We start from the raw sequence: 16,140 nt of genomic DNA, 5'->3' as shown, positions 1-16,140 counted from the left end.
TGCCCTCAGGCATGATCGCGAAATGCAGGCGTCGGCGCCATCTGTTGCGCAATCTCGATCGCCTGTTTGCCATCGACGGCTCGCTCGGGATAGGCATCGAGCACGATCGACGGGATCAGACGCTGTGTGAGATCAGAGAAGGTGAACCCGACATCGTGGCCGTTGCCTGCACCAGTGGCAGCGACGAGGCCATCCATCTGTGCCTTCGAAAGGCCGAGCGGTTCAAGCCGCTCATACAGCACGTGGCGGCGCTGCGCTTCGTCGGGACGTGCGAAGGTGAGAATATCCGCCGCACGGCGTCGCACAGCGGGATCCAGCGCGTTCAACCGGTTAGTACAAATGATGACGGCGGCAGGCACCTTCGCTTGTGCCAGACGATCGATGCCGCGGATGAAGGCGTTGACTCCGGCGCGATCTTCATGGTGCATCTGTGAGGACTCGCGCGACTGGGCGAGCGCATCTGCTTCGTCGACGAACAGGATTATGCCGCCATTGCTTTTAGCGCCGCGAACGGTTTGCAGTTTTTTGGCTTCGGCGAGCGTGTAATCGATTGCTGCCGTCAGCAACTGCGTCATTTCGCCCACCTGACCCTTGCCACGGGTGGCCAGGCTGAGCGGAAACAGAGTGATATCGATCTTTTCCTGGCGCGCCACGGAATCACCGATCGTTTCCGCCAACTCGGTCTTCCCCGAGCCCACGTCGCCGGCAAGGATGACCAGCGGCGGACGGCGCAGGACGGTGTCGAGCAAGGCAGTCGCACCCGGGTGATGTTTTTTCGACCAAGCTTCTAATCCTGCTGGATGGACCAAAAGACCGAGGATCTTCGCCAGGCGAGACTTTTGTTCTTCCAGCCCGATCAGGCGATTAAGCCGCGTCCGAGCATCGGTGTCAGGATAGGTCTGGCGCTGATCGAATAGTTCATCGAGAGTGGGTTTCATCAGTAGCTCCGGACGCTAGAACGGTCGAGTGCCTTGCCACCGGCGGTGTAGGTCAAATCAGGTGCCAAGAAGCCATTAACGGTGGGCTCGGGCGCGCCCCCGCGCTGGAACGGAAGGGACTTCTTGAAAGCGTCCTGCTGTGTCGAGTTGAGGCTGGACCAGGTCGACGAGTAGGTCAGGTAGCTATAAAACGTCGCGTTCGCCACGTTCTTGCCGGGCCGAACCTTGCCAGGGTCGTCGCCATATCCATCGGTGCCGGCTAGATCCTTGGCCGAGTATCGCAGCGTAGGTTCGATCCATTGGCCGTCGCGCTTGTAGCCGTAAGTCACCGTGCCGAGATAGCCCGCTTTCAAGAGCTCCACGACCTCGGTTTCGTAGGTCGTGATGTCGACATCGCTGGGCTCGCCATACAAGCGTTGCATGCGCTTCAAGTCAGCGGCTACCTTGGCTGCCATATGGCGAGCATGGGTGACGGTGAAGGTGTTGGTTTGCGAGACCGTATAGCTGTTCATGGGATCCTCAGACCTGGAACGAGGGACCGAAGACCTTCTGCCAGTAGCGGACGGTCTCCTGCTTGTTGGGGGCAGCGAGTGCGGCATCGATCGCATCGCCTGCATCCAGCGCAGCATCCACGATCGCGTCGGCCTGCTGTCGGGAATAAAGCTTCGCTACGTTGTTGGCTTGGTTGACAGGATCAATAATTCTCACTGGCTCGGCGAAGGTGCCGATGCTCGACAGCGGGTAGTAGTCGTTGAAGGCAATCTGCTCGCGAAGATCGCTACGCGCCAGGTAGGTGAAGAAGTGTTGCATTGCTTCGGGATAGTCTGAGAAGTCCAGACCGTCGTCGCAAAGCTTCGCCATCACCATCTCTATCATGAAGGACTTGAATCGGAATCCGGAGTTCTCCGTCTTCTGGCGCTTCGCCCAAAATTTGGCGAGTCGGACCACCTGGACGAAATGCGTCTGTTGGGCGATTTTGCGCTTCTTCGCGAATTCCAAATGCCTAGGGATGCTGGTGCGTAGGAAGGAGCCGTCTTCTTGGCTGACTAGGTTGCCATACCAATCCGGATCGCCGTTGTAGAGGATCGGGACGACGTCGACATCCAGTCCCGTTCCTGCGAAAGAGACCGTGACCGAGTAGGTTTGCGGCTTCACCTGTTCTGGCTTGAAGTTGGGAAACGCCTTGCGCAGCCGCTCGGCCAGATAGTCCAACAATTTGCTGACATCTTGCGGCGCGTCGGCACCGCTGATGTAGCAGGCGACATCGATGTCGTTGAGCGAGCGTAGCGCGGTGCCCTTGGCGAGGCTGCCGGACAGCATCATTCTTTTTAGAGTGAAATCGGGGTGCTCGGCAAGATACGTTTCCAAGCGCTCGCGTAGCCTACGCGCCTGCGCGCGAAACTCATTCGCACTGTCGCGCGGCAGGTTCACGCGGTCCTCGGCGAAGTTGACGATATCCTTATGCCCTACGTGTTCCCGTGCCATGCGTGTCCCTTTACCCGATCGACCCAGTCGACGTGGATGTATTTGTGTTTTCCGGTGCCCATGCGGAATAGCCTCCCGCTTGTCTGTCGCAGATATTGCGACCGAAACAAGCTCGAACCGGTTGCGGCACGCCATCCCAAACTCAAGCTTGGGGATGTATATCTGGCTTTCAAGGGTGGGTAGGGGCGCGTAGTGTAGGGGCGTCGAGTCGTTCCCGAGGGGCGGGACTCATCCAATGCATTTTGGCAACGAGAGTACGCTCTGCGCCTGGTTCCGGCCGGTAGCTGCAGGTCGGGTGAGGCTGGGCATGGCAGTTTGCTTCGTTGATAGTGCGTGGCCAGATTGTTATGGCAATAGGTTTCGAACTACACAAGAATTTGCGCGTGCTCTTAGTATTGTGTTGTTCGAGTTAGCGTCGACAGGGAGAAGGAGCTACTAAGTTGGCCCGCTAGTCAAAGAGGCGCGCATATCGGCGCTGTGCAGCTTATTCACCGGCCAATGCGGTTTAGGGAATGCTGGTTGCTTATGGCCGGTTCAGCAAGAATTGTGCGTTACGGATTGCAATCGTTGACACGAGATTGCGCGGGGGCATATATGGGGGCATTGTGATTCTAGTTGGCGATGAAAACGCAAAATAATCATATGGATGGGTTGTTTTTGTGAATCCCTCCGGGCGCGCCAGATTGAGGTCCGGGCTGGTCCCAGGACGCACGGAAACCCCGGAGAAATCCGGGGTTTCTGTTTTTCAGGTAGTCAATACCGCCTGCAGGAGAGTTTGCCAGTCAGGCCGTTGACGACAGCTTGGGGCAGCCCACGCTGCTGGACCATAGGTTGCCCCGCAACGGCGGCGGACCACCTTCAGCTACGCGCCGCCCTGCCTGCCGACAGACGTCGGCGCCTGTTCAATGGCGTCGTCTTGTATCTGGAAATCAGCCGCGCGGGATAGGGCGGGCCATGCGCTTGGAAGCGAAGCGTTGCTGGAAATGGGAGGCGGCCTGCGTTCGATGGCTTTTCCTTTGGACCACCGCAAAGGCCGGCACCGCGCGTAGCCGCAGTGCTGGAAGCACTGGGTCTTGCCGGTTGGGATTGGCACGCAATGAGTACATCGAGGTCGACTCAATCCCGTCGCGTCTCTATCTGGCCAGCAGGATGCTGGTCGAATTGGGGAAGCGCGCCGCGCATTGAGCGCTCAGTGCTGTGAACGGCATCATCGTCTGGACCGGTGGAGTCCAGGCAGTTGGCGCATCCGCGGGCAGTCCTGTGGGAAACGGGGCTGCTTGCGGAGCAGGAAGCACTCCAGGCTGGCCGTACGACGAGTGCAATGAGGGGTATCGCAGCTGCGTCGTGCTGACGGCCAGTTACATGCCCGTTGCATCGCATTGCACGGGAAGGCGCTGGTAGTTCTGGCCAGCGTTCCGTTCCGGCATCACATAGGTGGCACTGCAGCTGTAGCCGTCCCATTGAACCTTCACTTCGCCCTGCTGTTGTTCGGCAGCGAGCATCAGTAGCAGGCGGCCACGCGGATCGGTGATGCCCAGGCGTTCGCCGGAACTGCTGTCGACTACCGCGCCGAACGGCATGGGGTTGCCGTCGGGCTGGCGCAGCTCCAGCTGCACGCGGCGGCCGGTGTCGGCCTTGAATGTGGCCAGTACCGCAGCACCACGCGTGGGCACCAACTGCTGCATGGCGGTATCCACATCCACATCTGCGCCAGCGGCACGCGCATCCAGCCCAACCCAGTTGCCGCGATAGGGTGTTGCGCTGGGGATCACCGCATAGCCATTGCGGCCCGTTCTGACTCCGGCATAGCTGGCGATACCGATGCCGGCCACGGAGGGTTCCACATGGGCGAGCATGAAGGTCTCGCTCAACGACTGCCCCAGATTGACGCCGCCAGCATGGGCGACCACCGAGCCGGAAGCGGACAGGCTCATCGAATCAGAATTGCCGGCGTGGTTGTAGGTGGCATTGAGCCGCGCAACCGGCGTTGTCGCGCCGACGGACAGCATGGCGTTGCTCTGGCCTTGATTGTCACGGCCGGCCGAGGCGCTATAGCTGATGTCCTGCTCGGTGCCAGGCAGCATGCCGGACACGCCGGCTTGCATGCTGTTGCCGCCGTGGCGGCCAGCCGAGGCATGGACCTGCGGCGCACGTGGCTGCTTGCCCAGTGGCAGGCTGACGTTGAGCATCAGCGTGTCATCGCGGCGCGAGGTTGCCTCCGTCGTCGAGAACAGGTTGCGGGCGTGTGTGTAGGAGATGTTGTAGGTGCCGCGGCCGATGCGGTTGCCATGCCCCAGCGAGACGCTGCGCGAGGACGATCCGTCCCAGTTGCGGCCAAGTGAACCGCTCAGGTAGAAGCTGGCGTCACCGATCGGCTGAGTCAGGTACGCATCCAGCCGTTGGCGGCTGGATGCGCTGGCGGCGAGGAAACCGTCCAACACCGGTTCGCGTTCCAGCGCGTGACCAGCGAGGGTCCGGTAGCCTTGGCTAAGATCATGTTGCATGTTGAGCGAAACACTGGTGTTGGTGCTTTCGATGAAACCGGCATAGCGAAGCTCCACGCGCTGGCCGTCCAGGTGCGCGCGGTCGGGACGGCTGCTGGAATGAATGCCGTTGAGTGACAGTGCGCCCACACGCGTGTTCAAACCCATGCCCACCGAATAGGCCTGAAAATCGTTGGCTACCTGTATGCCTGTGGCCAGGGTGGCGTTGGTGCCGATACCGTACAGCAAGGATGCGTTGGCAAAAGCCGGGGCGTTGCGTGAGTGATCATGCAGGCGCACCTGGCCTGCCGCCGCGTCGTACTTGATACGACCTTGACGCACCATCAGCGGTGGCGCCGAAAATGCCTGGCGGGTAATACGGCGACTTCCGTCGGCTTCAATCACACTGATTTCAAGATCACCGTTGGCTCCCGACGGGGCCAGGTCGCGGATCTCGAACTGGCCAGGGGCTACGCTGCTGGTGTGGATGAGGTAGCCGTTCTGACGAATCTCCAGCGTGGCGTGTGTTTCGGCACTGCCACGGATGACAGGTGCATAACCCTGCTCGTCATCCGGCCGCATGGCCTCATCAGATGCGACGCGTGCGCCGAGGAACCGCACGCTGTCGAACAGCGGCGAGTAGCTATAGGTCTGCCCAATCACCAATTGGCTGCGCATCGGCGCCAGCTCGCGTTGCAGATAGGTGTTCTGGCTGTTGAACTCGGTTTCTCGCCGGTTTCCGGCGGCGATGAAGGAATCATTGCGCAGCCGCCAAGGGCCGGCATTCAGACCCATGCGCAGACTGGCATTGGCATCGCGAACAGCGCCCAGCCCGGGCACCTGGTCCTGACGCCCATGAATGCTGTAGTCCAGGAACGCGGCATTGATGCCGCTGTCCCAAAGTGCGGGGGCGACATAACCGCGGCGTGCTGGTGCCAGGTAGAGCTGCGGTATGCCGATGTCCAGGCGCAGCTGGGAGGTGTCATAGCGCGCCGTGGCTTGCGGTACCACATCGCCAAGGCGCAGGCAGTCTGCGGCTGCATCGGGCACCTGCGGCAGGCGTGCTGCATCCACGCCTAGCTGCACGAGCATGTCCGCGCTGAAGCATGGCTCAGCCTCTCCACTGCGCGGGTCGATCGAGAACACCATATCGATCCGCCCAACAAGGGAGCGATTGACGTACACATCCACGCGGTGGCGGCCTTCGGCCACGCCACTGGCACCCAGCAGCGCGTGCAGGTTCATGGCCGATTCCGCGCCATGCAGGAAGGCCATGTTGAAGCCACCGGCCGCATCGGCGTTGGCCGAAGCCGAGGCCAACGCGAGTCGTTGCGGGTTCTGCATGCTGTCGGCATAGAGATCTTCCAGCTCGGCGCCGATCTCATCGATCCCCAGCTCTGCGTTGGCCGCGTTGGACGCGGTCTCATGCGGCGCACGCTGCACCGCATGTTCGGGCGCCTTGTTGGACTGTTCGGTGGCCGCCACCGGCGGGCTGCAGCACAGTGCCACGCACGGCAGCAGGCAGGCGCACAACGCCCTCAGCAGGTGTTGCAACTCGCGCATTGCAGGGGTGGCGTTGGCTTTCGCAGGGCTGTGTTGGTACATGGTTCTGCAACCGTTCGGCGGTGACGATGCTGATGACGGGCACGTGCTTGCCTGCCATGGATCGGCACACTGGGAAAGGAGAGAAAAGCTGGCGCCGCCGATGGCGGCAGTGTTCAGCGTGCGTTGCTGGCAGCTGCGCCGTTGACCTGGGTGGCTCCGGACAGGCGGACGCGGTAGGCATCGGCGCCGCCGTAGTCATTGATGGTGCGGAAACCAAGCGTGGTATCGACTGCGATGTTGCTCAACTGCAGCTCAAGGACCTGCCCTGGGGCAAGCATGCCTGGGCTGGGAAGTTCGCCGCCGGCGCCATCGCTGAGTTCACTGAAGGAGACGTGGTACGCACTGGGATTGGACAGCGTCAACAACGCGCCCTGGGTGTTGTGCACGGCCGACCAGCGCACCATCAGCGGTGCCTCGGCCGCGCTGCCGCTGAGTCCGGAAGGGCGGAAGAAGACCTTGATGCGCTGGCGTACCGCGATCTGCAGCTGGTTTTCACCATGTGCGGTCTGCGGTACTTCCTGCACATTGAGCCACAGCACCGACTCGCGTTCGCGCGGCAGCTCACTGCCGCTGCCGGCGTACATGACCCGCAGCAACTGCTGGCCATTGGCGGCCATCTTCGCCACCGGTGGCGTCACCGCAAAAGGCAGGTCGTCGGCATCATTTTCCGAATTGGTTTCCAGCCACGATTGGATCAGTACCGGCGCGTCGCCATTGCGCACGACGATGTTCGCCTCCTGCTGCTTTTCCTGCAGGACCATGCGTGTGCCGCTCAAAGCGATGGACGCTTGTGCCTGCCCAGCACTTGCCACGCTGATTGCGGCCATGCCGGCGAGACAGGCATTCCTGAGTATCGAATGGGTGTTCATGCGGGCTCCTGGATCGGCTGGAGGTGCCCTGGCAGGGGGAGCTGCCAGGGCGGGACTGGTGGTCAGTTGTAGGACAGCTCGTAGGCCACGGTGGCGTTGGCTTCACCCGGCACCACGTCGGCGACGGCCTTGCCCTGCTGCAGGGTGTAATAGGCCTTCAAGGGAATGACCACGCTGTTGCCGTCAAACGGCGATTCCAGGGTGGCGCTGCCGGCAGTGAAGTCCAATGCCTCGTTGTTGCTGACCAACATGATCTGCACGTTGGATGCACCACCGGTTACCGCAATGCCCTTGCCCGAGCGGGCCTGCGGGGTCAGCTTCAGTTCCACCTTGGTGCCGGACAGGCATTCGACCTTCAGGTCAATGGTCTTCTCGATGGCGGTCATGCCGGTGCTGCCGGTGATCGGGTTGGCTTCGGTGCCCAGCGTGTTGGCCGACACCGTGCCCATGTCCACCAGCAGGTTCTTGCCTGCGTTGGTCGCACCGGCACCGGTCACCACGCAGCTGTCGTTGTTGACGGCACCGCTGAAGGTGATGTTGCCCTGTGCGCCAACAGCAGCTTGTGAGGTGCCGGCGGCGAATGCGGAGAGCGCTACCAGGCCAATAAACAACTTCTTCATGATCAATTCCTCTTGGATGGAAGGGATGCGGATACACGTCAGCGGAGAGCCGCGTTTGCCGTGCTGTTGCCGCGGAGTGCCGTTCTTCAAGCACGGGGAGAAGTCTAGGAATCGGCCTATCTGAAGTGCTTAGGACGATTCCTAAAGTGCGGACCTGGGCGGCAATCCGGCGATTTAGGATTCGTCCTAAACATCGAGCGGTGGGGCACTTCTAGGCTGCACGCATGAAAGACGCTCACTCATTCAATCTGTTGCAGGTGGAGGAACCACGCCGCGTGTCGGGCATCCTGCTGTGGGTATCCACAGCGGCGTTGATCGCCTGCTCGCTGCTGGCTACAGCCGCGTATCTCTATTCGGAGCTCACGGTTGGCGTGTCCGAGTATCGGCGCCACCTCAATGACGGCGCCTACAAGGCACAATTGTTCCTCGACCAGCGGGAAGCGCTGCTGCGTGCGCTGGCTGCCACCGCGGTAGCCGATGACACGCTACCTGTGCAGGCAGCCAGAACGTCCGGACACATTCCACAGCTGCAGGCCATCGATCTGCCGGAGGTGGCTGGCGATGTCTCGTGGCAGCTCGCGGTGACGCCGCGCATGCTCGGCGGGCTGGCGCTGGCTGATGCACGTTTGATCCACACGACGGCCAACCCGCTGCGCAGTCATGTGCTCCAAAGCAATGGCGATGGCAGCTACACTTGGACGCTATTGCCTGTCGAACGCATTCCCGCGGCGATGGCCACGCTGCCGTTGCCAGATCATGATCGCCGACCAGTGACCTGGTTGCGCCAAGCCGGCGCCGAAGCATCCTTGCTGGCGGTGTACGCGCCGGTTGATCGACACGATGCGGGCAATGGCTGGATCGGCCTGGAGTTGGACAACCTGCGGCAGGCATTGCAGCTTGCGGACATGCCAGGCTGCAGCTACACGCTGCTTGATAGCAATGGCAGCGTAGTGCTGCGCAGCAGCGATGCACCGGCCTATCTTGCCGGCCTGCAGGATGATTACTTCGGTCTGCGCAACGCAGGTTACGTGCCGCATGACATCGTACTCAGCAAGTCCATCGGTTCCGGCGGCTTGCGCGTGGTGTACTCGGTGCCGGTGCAGCGGTTGCTGGCCGATGCACGCGGCGTGGTGCTGCGTACGCTGGCAATGGAGTTACTGTTCATCGCGCTCATGCTGGCTGCTGCGCATGCAGCGCGGCGCATGTACCTTGTGCCGGCCCAACGTCAGTATCAGGCACTGTTGGACAGTGTTGAACTGAACCGGACCCTGATTGCGACTGCGCCGGTTGGTTTGGCGGTGGTCTGCAATGAGGATGGCGCGGTGCTGCGCGAGAACGCGTTGGCACGGCGCTGGATGGGCCACGATGCGCAATGGCGCGAGCGCCTTGCCCAGTACGAAGGTCACAGCTGCCATGCCGGCATCGAACTGGATGACAAGGGCCACGTCGATGTCACCGCGGTACCGCTGCTGTATCGTGGGCAGGCGGTTTCGCTGTTCGTGGTGAGTGACGTCAGCTTGCAGAAGCAGACCGAGGCTTCGCTGGTCGCGGCGCGCACCATGGCTGAGCGCGCCAGTCAGGCCAAGACCCAGTTCCTGGCCATGATGAGCCATGAAATCCGCACGCCTTTGTTCGGCATTACCGGTACGCTTGAGTTGTTGGCGGCTGCCACTCATGACCCGCACCAGCATCGTTACATCGATCTGCTGCATCGCTCCGCGGCGGCCTTGGTTGGTACGGTCAATGACTCACTGGACATGTCGCGGATCGAATCGGGCCACACGGTGCTGCGGAGCAATGCCTTCTGTTTGATTACGCTGATTGACGAGACCATCACCTCATTCGTGGCCCGGGCTGAGAGCAAGGGCTTGCGGCTCTACGCGGTAGCCGATCTTCCGCCCATCGATGATGTGGTGGGCGATGCGCAGCAGATCCGGCAGATTCTGGCCAATCTGATCAGCAACGCGATCAAGTTCACCGACGCCGGCCAGGTGGTGTTGCGGGTCAAGGCGTTCACGCGCCCCGATGGCCGCCTGCAGATCATCTTCCAGGTCAGTGACACTGGCGCTGGTGTTGCGCCGGAGGCAATCAAGCACCTGTTCGAGCCCTACTACCGTGCCAACGATGTGCTGTCACGCAATGTTCCGGGCACCGGGCTGGGCTTGGCCATCAGCAACCGGCTTGCGCTGCTGATGGGAGGATCGCTGCAGGTGGTCAGCCAGCAGGGGCTGGGTACGCGGATTTCGCTGGAGCTGGCATTGGCCAAGGCAGACGCTGGCGGCGCTGATATGCAGCGGTACCCGCAATTGCAGAGCAAGCCGGTCTATGTCGCCGGGCAGTTGCCGGAGGTTGTGTCCAACCTGTGCCGGTGGCTGTCCCGTTGGGGGGCGGTTGCGGTTCCCTGTACGGGAGCCATGCAGCAGATGAGTGCTGATTCGATCCTGCTGCATGCCTGGCCTGCGGCCACCGAGGTGCCTGCGTGGCAGGGCCGTGAAGTGTTTCTTCGCCCGGCGGCGGCCACGCTGGGCGCGGCGACGAGCGATGGTGTGGTGTCCGCAGCGGCACATGCACTGCTTGATATCGGCAGGGCAGTACAGCAGGCGCAGCTGGGGCATGTTGACGATTCCGCGCACATCGCGGGCGTAGATTCCGCCGCACCGTTGGCGTTGCGGGTGCTGGTCGTAGACGATAGCCCCATCAACCAGTTGATCGTAAAGGCACAGTTGGACATGCTCGGTTGCCAGGTGGTCCTTGCCGACGGCGGCCAGCGCGCCCTGCAGTGTGCGGAGCTGGATGATTTCGATGCCATCCTGACCGATCTGAACATGCCGTCCATGTCCGGCTACGCGCTGGCCGAGGCGCTGCGCCATCGGGGTTATCCAGGGCTGATCCTTGGCACCAGTGCTGATGCCTTGCCCGACACCCATGGCAAATGGTGGTCGGCGGGAATGGATGCCATGCTGGTCAAGCCATTGTTCCTGTCCACTTTGCGCGAACACCTGCGCGCTGTGCGCCGCACCGAGGTATAGATCGATGCTCTCCGATGTCCGCATCCTGGTTGTTGATGATCATCCGCTGCAATGCCTGCACGTGGAAACCCTGCTGCGGGCGACCGGCCTGCACGATGTGCAGTGCGCCGGCTCTGCGACTGAGGCGATGGCGCTGCTGTGCCAACGACGCTACCCGTTGGTCATCCTGGACCTGGACATGCCCGGCAGCGATGGTGTGCAGTTCATCGATCGACTCGCCGACACCCCGTTCGAACCCTGGCTGGCGATCTGCAGCTCCTGCGATGACAGCATTCTCAAGAGCGTGGAGCAGATGGCGCTGGTAAAAGGATTGTCCGTGATCGGTGCGTTTCCCAAACCTTTCACCGCCGCCCATGCTTTGCAGCTGCGGCAGCGACTGCTGCAGGCATCTCCCCGGCAATCAACCAAAGCAGAGGTGCAGGTGCTGCCCCGCGTTGATGCAGGCACGCTGCTGCGGGCGATGGACCAGAGGGCCATCCATGGTCGTTTCCAGCCCAAACTCGATGTGGGCAGCCGGCGGATTGTGGGGGCCGAGGTTCTTGCCCGTTGGCAGCATCCGGTGTCGGGGCTGGTTGCTCCGGCCGCCTTCCTGCCAGCCATCCAGCGCCACAACCTGCAGCAGGAACTGCTGATGTGCATGCTCCGTGAGGGGCTCGACGCGCATCTCAAATGGCGGACACATGGCCACGTTCTGCCCTTTTCCGTCAATCTTCCGGTTCCTCTGCTGGAGATCGCGGACTTGCCCGATCAGTTGGCTGACACGGTGGCAAGCGCCGGGGTGTCGACGGCCAACGTGGTGTTCGAGCTGCTCGAGGATGAGCCCATCCATGCGGTCGATCTCTTCCATCGCGGGGTCAGTCGATTGCGCCTGAAGGGCTTTGGCTTGTCGCAGGACGACTTCGGCCGTGGCTATAGTTCGATGTACAACCTGCTGTCGACGCCTTTCACCGAGATGAAGATTGATCGTGCCTTCGTCAGCGGCGCACGGAACGACGCAGCCCGTCACGCGGTATTGGCTTCGGCGATCGAACTGGGCCACGAACTTGGCTTGACCGTAACCGCCGAAGGCGTGGAGACCGAAGACGATCTGGCCTGTCTGCGGCAGCTTGGTTGTGATCGCGCGCAGGGTTTTTTGTTCTCGCCGGCAGTGGATGCGACCCACTTTGGGCAGCTTCTGTAGGACAAAACGCATAACATCCACGGCAGACAGGTTTCCCGTTGCCTGAGTGCCTTCATGCCTGATTCCTCTTTTGCCAATGTCACTGTGCGCCTCCATCGGCAGACCATCGCCACCTTCGGCAGTCTCGTGCTGGCGCTGTTGTTTGCCGGCCTGCTGGCGCTGGGTACGCAGCAGGCGCTGGAGCAGACCAGGGCCAAGCTCACCGCCGATTTCGGCCAGCGTGTGGAGTACCTGCTTGAACAGGAGCAGTTCCTGCAACAACTGCACGCACAGAATACGCAGCAGGCGCGGCTGCCTGAGCAGGTGGCGTCTGACGTCAAGCAACCATTTGCTTTCGTGCCGGGGCCGCAGGCTGCAGCGATCAGTCCGGCCTACGCGGCCGTCGGTACGTACCTGAGTCGTCAATACTCCGCGTTCTGGGCGTTCTCGTATTTTCCGGCAGCACCGTTGCTGGTCGTCAACGGCAATGATGGTAGCGCCGTGCTGGTCCCGGGCGAGCTGGCAGGGCAGGGGGCGCAGGGTGCATCGGGCTGGTTGCGTGAGGCCAGTTCGATTGTGCTGCGTGAAGGTTCGCGGCTGCCTGCGGCGGTGGCCGCCAACGCCATCGATGGCCCGCCGGTTACGCCAGTACGCTGGTTTGCGATGCCGGGCGAACCGGACAAGATGCTGGGGCTGGCGCATACGGGTTTCCGCAGCGGGCGCGTGGCCGCCGTCACTGATGACGCATCGAAGGCTTACATGGCCATGGTGTTCAGCGAAGCGCGGCTGTTCGCCAGCGCCGACACTGCTGCGTCGCCGCCCGCTGCGTTCTGGTTGCAGCACACCGGGCAGGGGCTGCTGCTGGGCCGGGGCGCGCCGCCACCCATGCAGGCAGATGGTTTCCATCCGCGGCTGCAGGGCCTGGGTTTGCGTCTGCAGGATCGTTCTGGCAACTGGGTTGGCTATTACCAGGTTGGCTACGCCAGCTTGTTCGCGGGGAGCCCGTGGTTGCTGCTGGCTGCCTTGGCGCTGGTCGTACTGGCGGCGCTGGCAAGCGTCGGTTATGTGCGCTGGTATCGCCTGCACGTGATCGACCCCGCGCGCAAAGCGCAGGAGCAGATCATCGACAGCGAAGCATTCAACCGTACCTTGATCGAGACCGCGCCGGTCGCGCTGTGCCTGTTGACGCGCGGCCAGGGCCAGGTCGTATTCGCCACCGCTTTGGCGCAGCAATGGCTGGACGTGAATCTGACCCAGCCGCTGTTGGGCCTGTCAGCAGACCCGGTGGCGTGGAGCCGGATGTTGCAGGCAACCTCGGCGGGCGCGATCGAATCGATAGAGCGCGACAACGGGCGTTCTCTGCACATGACCTACGCGCCTACCCGTTACCAGGGCCAGGATGTTGTGCTGTGCGCGTTCACCGACGTCACCGTGCATGCCGAAGAGCAGCGCGCATTGGCACGTGCGCGGGTGGCCGCGGACGCGGCCAGCGCCGCCAAGAGCACCTTCCTGGCGACGATGAGTCACGAAATCCGGACTCCCCTCTATGGCTTGCTGGGCACATTGGAGTTGCTGGCGTTGACGCAACTGGACGGACGACAATCGCAGCACGTGGCGCGTTTGCAGGATGCATCGCAGCAGCTGCTGCAGCAGATCAGCGACATTCTCGATATCAGCAAGATCGAGGCCGGGCAGATGCAGGTGGAGTCCAGTCCCTTCAATCCGCGTGAGCTGGTCCAGCAAAGTACCGCGGCATTTGCGGTGATGGCCAGGCAGAAGGGATTGCTGCTGTTCTGCACGATCGACCGACAGGTGCCCAACCTGGTCTGCGGTGACGCGCTGCGTGTGCGTCAGGTGCTCTCCAATCTGATCAGCAACGCCGTCAAGTTCACCGCGGCTGGGCATGTCATCGTACGCCTGCGCGCCGAACGCACCCAGGATGGGAAGGCCGCGCTGCGGTTCCAGGTTGCCGATACCGGCATCGGCATCCCCGACGACAAGCGCGACCAGCTTTTCACCCCTTTCAGTGACATCAATCAGAGCCAGAACACCGTACGAGGTAGCGGATTGGGCTTGTCGATCTGCGCGCGGTTGGCGCAGCTCATGGGAGGTACGCTGACGGTCGTCAGCGCCGCAGGGCTGGGCAGCAGCTTCACACTGGAGTTGGCGCTTACCCCCGCAGTAGCGGAGGCGGCAACGGCAACGGAGTCCGCACCGCAGCTTTCGGGCCTGCGTCTAGTGCTGCGCTCACCGCATCCGGAGCTGTCCCTGCACCTGCATGACTGGCTGTGCGGTTGGGGTGCTGAAGTCGAGCTGCTGACCAGTACCGATGCGTTGCCAGTCGAGGATGAGAGGCTGCTGCTGGATGTGCAGATGCCAGCCCTGGCTACCACGTGGAAGGGACGCCACCTGCGTGTGGCGGCGCTGGGTGACGGTGCGCAGTCATCGGACATCAACGACGACAGCGTCGACAGCATTGCGCTCGAGCTGCAGCGTGTGTTGCTCCAGCTGCCATCGCCACACCGACTGGCGAAGCCGTCCGGATTCCCCCCGCTTGCATTGGATGTACTGGTCGCCGAGGACAATCCTATCAACCAGGCCACGCTCTACGACCAGCTGCAGCAACTGGGTTGCAGGGTGACGGTGGCAGCTGATGGCGAGCAGGCATTGGCGCAATGGCAGGCACAGGCCTACGACGTGGTCTTGACTGACATCAACATGCCACGCATGAATGGCTACGCGTTGACCAAGGCGCTGCGTGGACAGGGCGTGCGCTGCGCGATCGTGGGCGTGACCGCCAATGCCATGCGCGACGAGGAGCAGCGCTGCCTGGACAGTGGCATGGACGCCTGGTTGGTCAAGCCCATCGACCTGCAGCACCTGCACCGTTTGTTGCGCCAGTGGCAGGTAAGTCCGGCACAGCTGCCGACGGAACCGCCACCGCCGTCATTGACGGACGCTGCGCCACAGCCGCTCATTCCGGAAAGGTACCGGCAGGTGTTCCGCACCACCATGCGGGTGGATATTGATCGATGCAGGGAAGGGGTCATCGACGCCGATGGGGTTGTGGTGAGGCAGAAACTGCATCGCATGCGCGGCGCCTTGGTCACCGTTGGCATCGACCCCATGGCACTGACTTTGGAACAGGCGGAGCAACGCGTAGCGCGCGAGGAATGGAGTGGGGCATTACGCGAAGACCTGCTGGGCCTTTGCCGGGCACTGGACAATCTGGTCGCCAGCGCCTGACACTTGCTGCTCGCGCGGGCCGGCATTGATACACACGAAAGGACTGGTAATGCAGAAGCTGCGCATTGTAATTGCCGATGATCACCCGCTGTTGTTGATGGGCATCCGCGAGGTGCTGGAACGCGACCCCAACGTCATCGTCGAGGCCGCGGCGCAATCGCCCTCTGAGCTGGTGGAGCAGCTGGAGCGCTTGTTGCCTGATGTCGTCATCACCGATTACCACATGCCGGATGACGAACGCCACGGTGATGGCATTCAGTTCATTGGTTTTCTGCTGCGGCGGTTCCCCGATATCAAGTTGCTGGTGCTGACCATGCTGTCCAACCCCATGATCGTGGCCTCACTGTATGACGCCGGGGTCACCGGCGTGATCCTGAAGCAACACGATATGTCGGAGGTCAGCCAGGCCTTGCATACCTTGCGTCGCGGCATGCGCTACTACCCGCCAGGATTCAAGAAGGTGCGGCGTGGTGACAGCGAAAACCCGGTCGAGCAGCGGATTGCCTCGCTTACTCTGCGTGAGTTCGAAGTGATGCGGCTGTTCGTCGAGGGACAGACTGTAGGTGAGATCGGTGAGCACCTCAGCCGCAGCGTCAAGACTGTAAGTACCCAGAAGATCTCGGCGATGCGCAAGCTGGGCGTTGAGTCCAACCAGGACCTCGTCAGCTTCTGCACCGAACATGATCTGTTCCGGAGTTGAGCAGGC

Annotated in this window: 10 protein-coding genes; 4 read left to right on the top strand and 6 right to left on the bottom strand. The window is 62.1% G+C overall.

Going from position 1 to position 16,140, the window contains the following annotated elements; genetic code table 11:
- Positions 1-5: 5 nt before the first annotated feature.
- From ACVOMB_RS01390 to ACVOMB_RS01365, 6 genes are all read right to left on the bottom strand, one after another.
- Positions 6-938: an AAA family ATPase gene (locus ACVOMB_RS01390; RefSeq protein WP_481529604.1), complete on the bottom strand. Its 933-nt coding sequence runs from the start codon at positions 936-938 to the stop codon at positions 6-8.
- Complete coding sequence (locus tag ACVOMB_RS01385) at positions 938-1,450, bottom strand: HORMA-1 domain-containing protein (RefSeq protein ID WP_481529603.1); 513 nt, start codon at positions 1,448-1,450, stop codon at positions 938-940. Before ACVOMB_RS01385 ends, ACVOMB_RS01390 begins: the two co-directional genes overlap by 1 nt.
- A gap of 7 nt (positions 1,451-1,457) precedes the next feature.
- On the bottom strand, positions 1,458-2,423 hold the full coding sequence (locus ACVOMB_RS01380) for a CBASS oligonucleotide cyclase (protein ID WP_481529602.1): 966 nt from the start codon (positions 2,421-2,423) through the stop codon (positions 1,458-1,460).
- 1,358 nt (positions 2,424-3,781) lie between these two features.
- Positions 3,782-6,511 (bottom strand): fimbria/pilus outer membrane usher protein, encoded by a 2,730-nt coding sequence (locus ACVOMB_RS01375; protein ID WP_481529601.1) that lies wholly within the window; start codon positions 6,509-6,511, stop codon positions 3,782-3,784.
- A 113-nt stretch (positions 6,512-6,624) separates the two neighbouring features.
- Positions 6,625-7,380: a fimbrial biogenesis chaperone gene (locus tag ACVOMB_RS01370; protein ID WP_481529600.1), complete on the bottom strand. Its 756-nt coding sequence runs from the start codon at positions 7,378-7,380 to the stop codon at positions 6,625-6,627.
- Between the two features lie 62 nt (positions 7,381-7,442).
- The gene (locus tag ACVOMB_RS01365) at positions 7,443-8,000 is read right to left on the bottom strand and encodes a fimbrial protein (RefSeq protein ID WP_481529599.1); all 558 of its coding nucleotides are present in this window, start codon (positions 7,998-8,000) and stop codon (positions 7,443-7,445) included.
- A 224-nt stretch (positions 8,001-8,224) separates the two neighbouring features.
- Between ACVOMB_RS01365 and ACVOMB_RS01360 the strand changes: the two genes are divergently transcribed.
- Genes ACVOMB_RS01360 through ACVOMB_RS01345 form a run of 4 tightly spaced genes read left to right on the top strand, consistent with a single transcriptional unit; the run spans position 8,225 to position 16,134 of the window.
- On the top strand, positions 8,225-11,029 hold the full coding sequence (locus tag ACVOMB_RS01360) for an ATP-binding protein (protein ID WP_481529598.1): 2,805 nt from the start codon (positions 8,225-8,227) through the stop codon (positions 11,027-11,029).
- Between the two features lie 4 nt (positions 11,030-11,033).
- Positions 11,034-12,209 carry an EAL domain-containing response regulator gene (locus ACVOMB_RS01355; RefSeq protein ID WP_481529597.1) on the top strand — a complete coding sequence of 392 codons (1,176 nt, stop codon included), beginning with the start codon at positions 11,034-11,036 and terminating at the stop codon, positions 12,207-12,209.
- Positions 12,210-12,263: 54 nt separating this feature from the next.
- Positions 12,264-15,434, top strand: a complete 3,171-nt coding sequence (locus ACVOMB_RS01350; RefSeq protein ID WP_481529596.1) for a hybrid sensor histidine kinase/response regulator — start codon at positions 12,264-12,266, stop codon at positions 15,432-15,434.
- A 49-nt stretch (positions 15,435-15,483) separates the two neighbouring features.
- Positions 15,484-16,134 (top strand): response regulator, encoded by a 651-nt coding sequence (locus ACVOMB_RS01345; protein ID WP_481529595.1) that lies wholly within the window; start codon positions 15,484-15,486, stop codon positions 16,132-16,134.
- Positions 16,135-16,140: the final 6 nt, after the last annotated feature.

It is taken from the genome of Stenotrophomonas sp. STEN018, from assembly GCF_056760235.1.
Note: the sequence above shows the minus strand (reverse complement) of the source record. Positions and strands in the feature narration are given on the sequence as shown.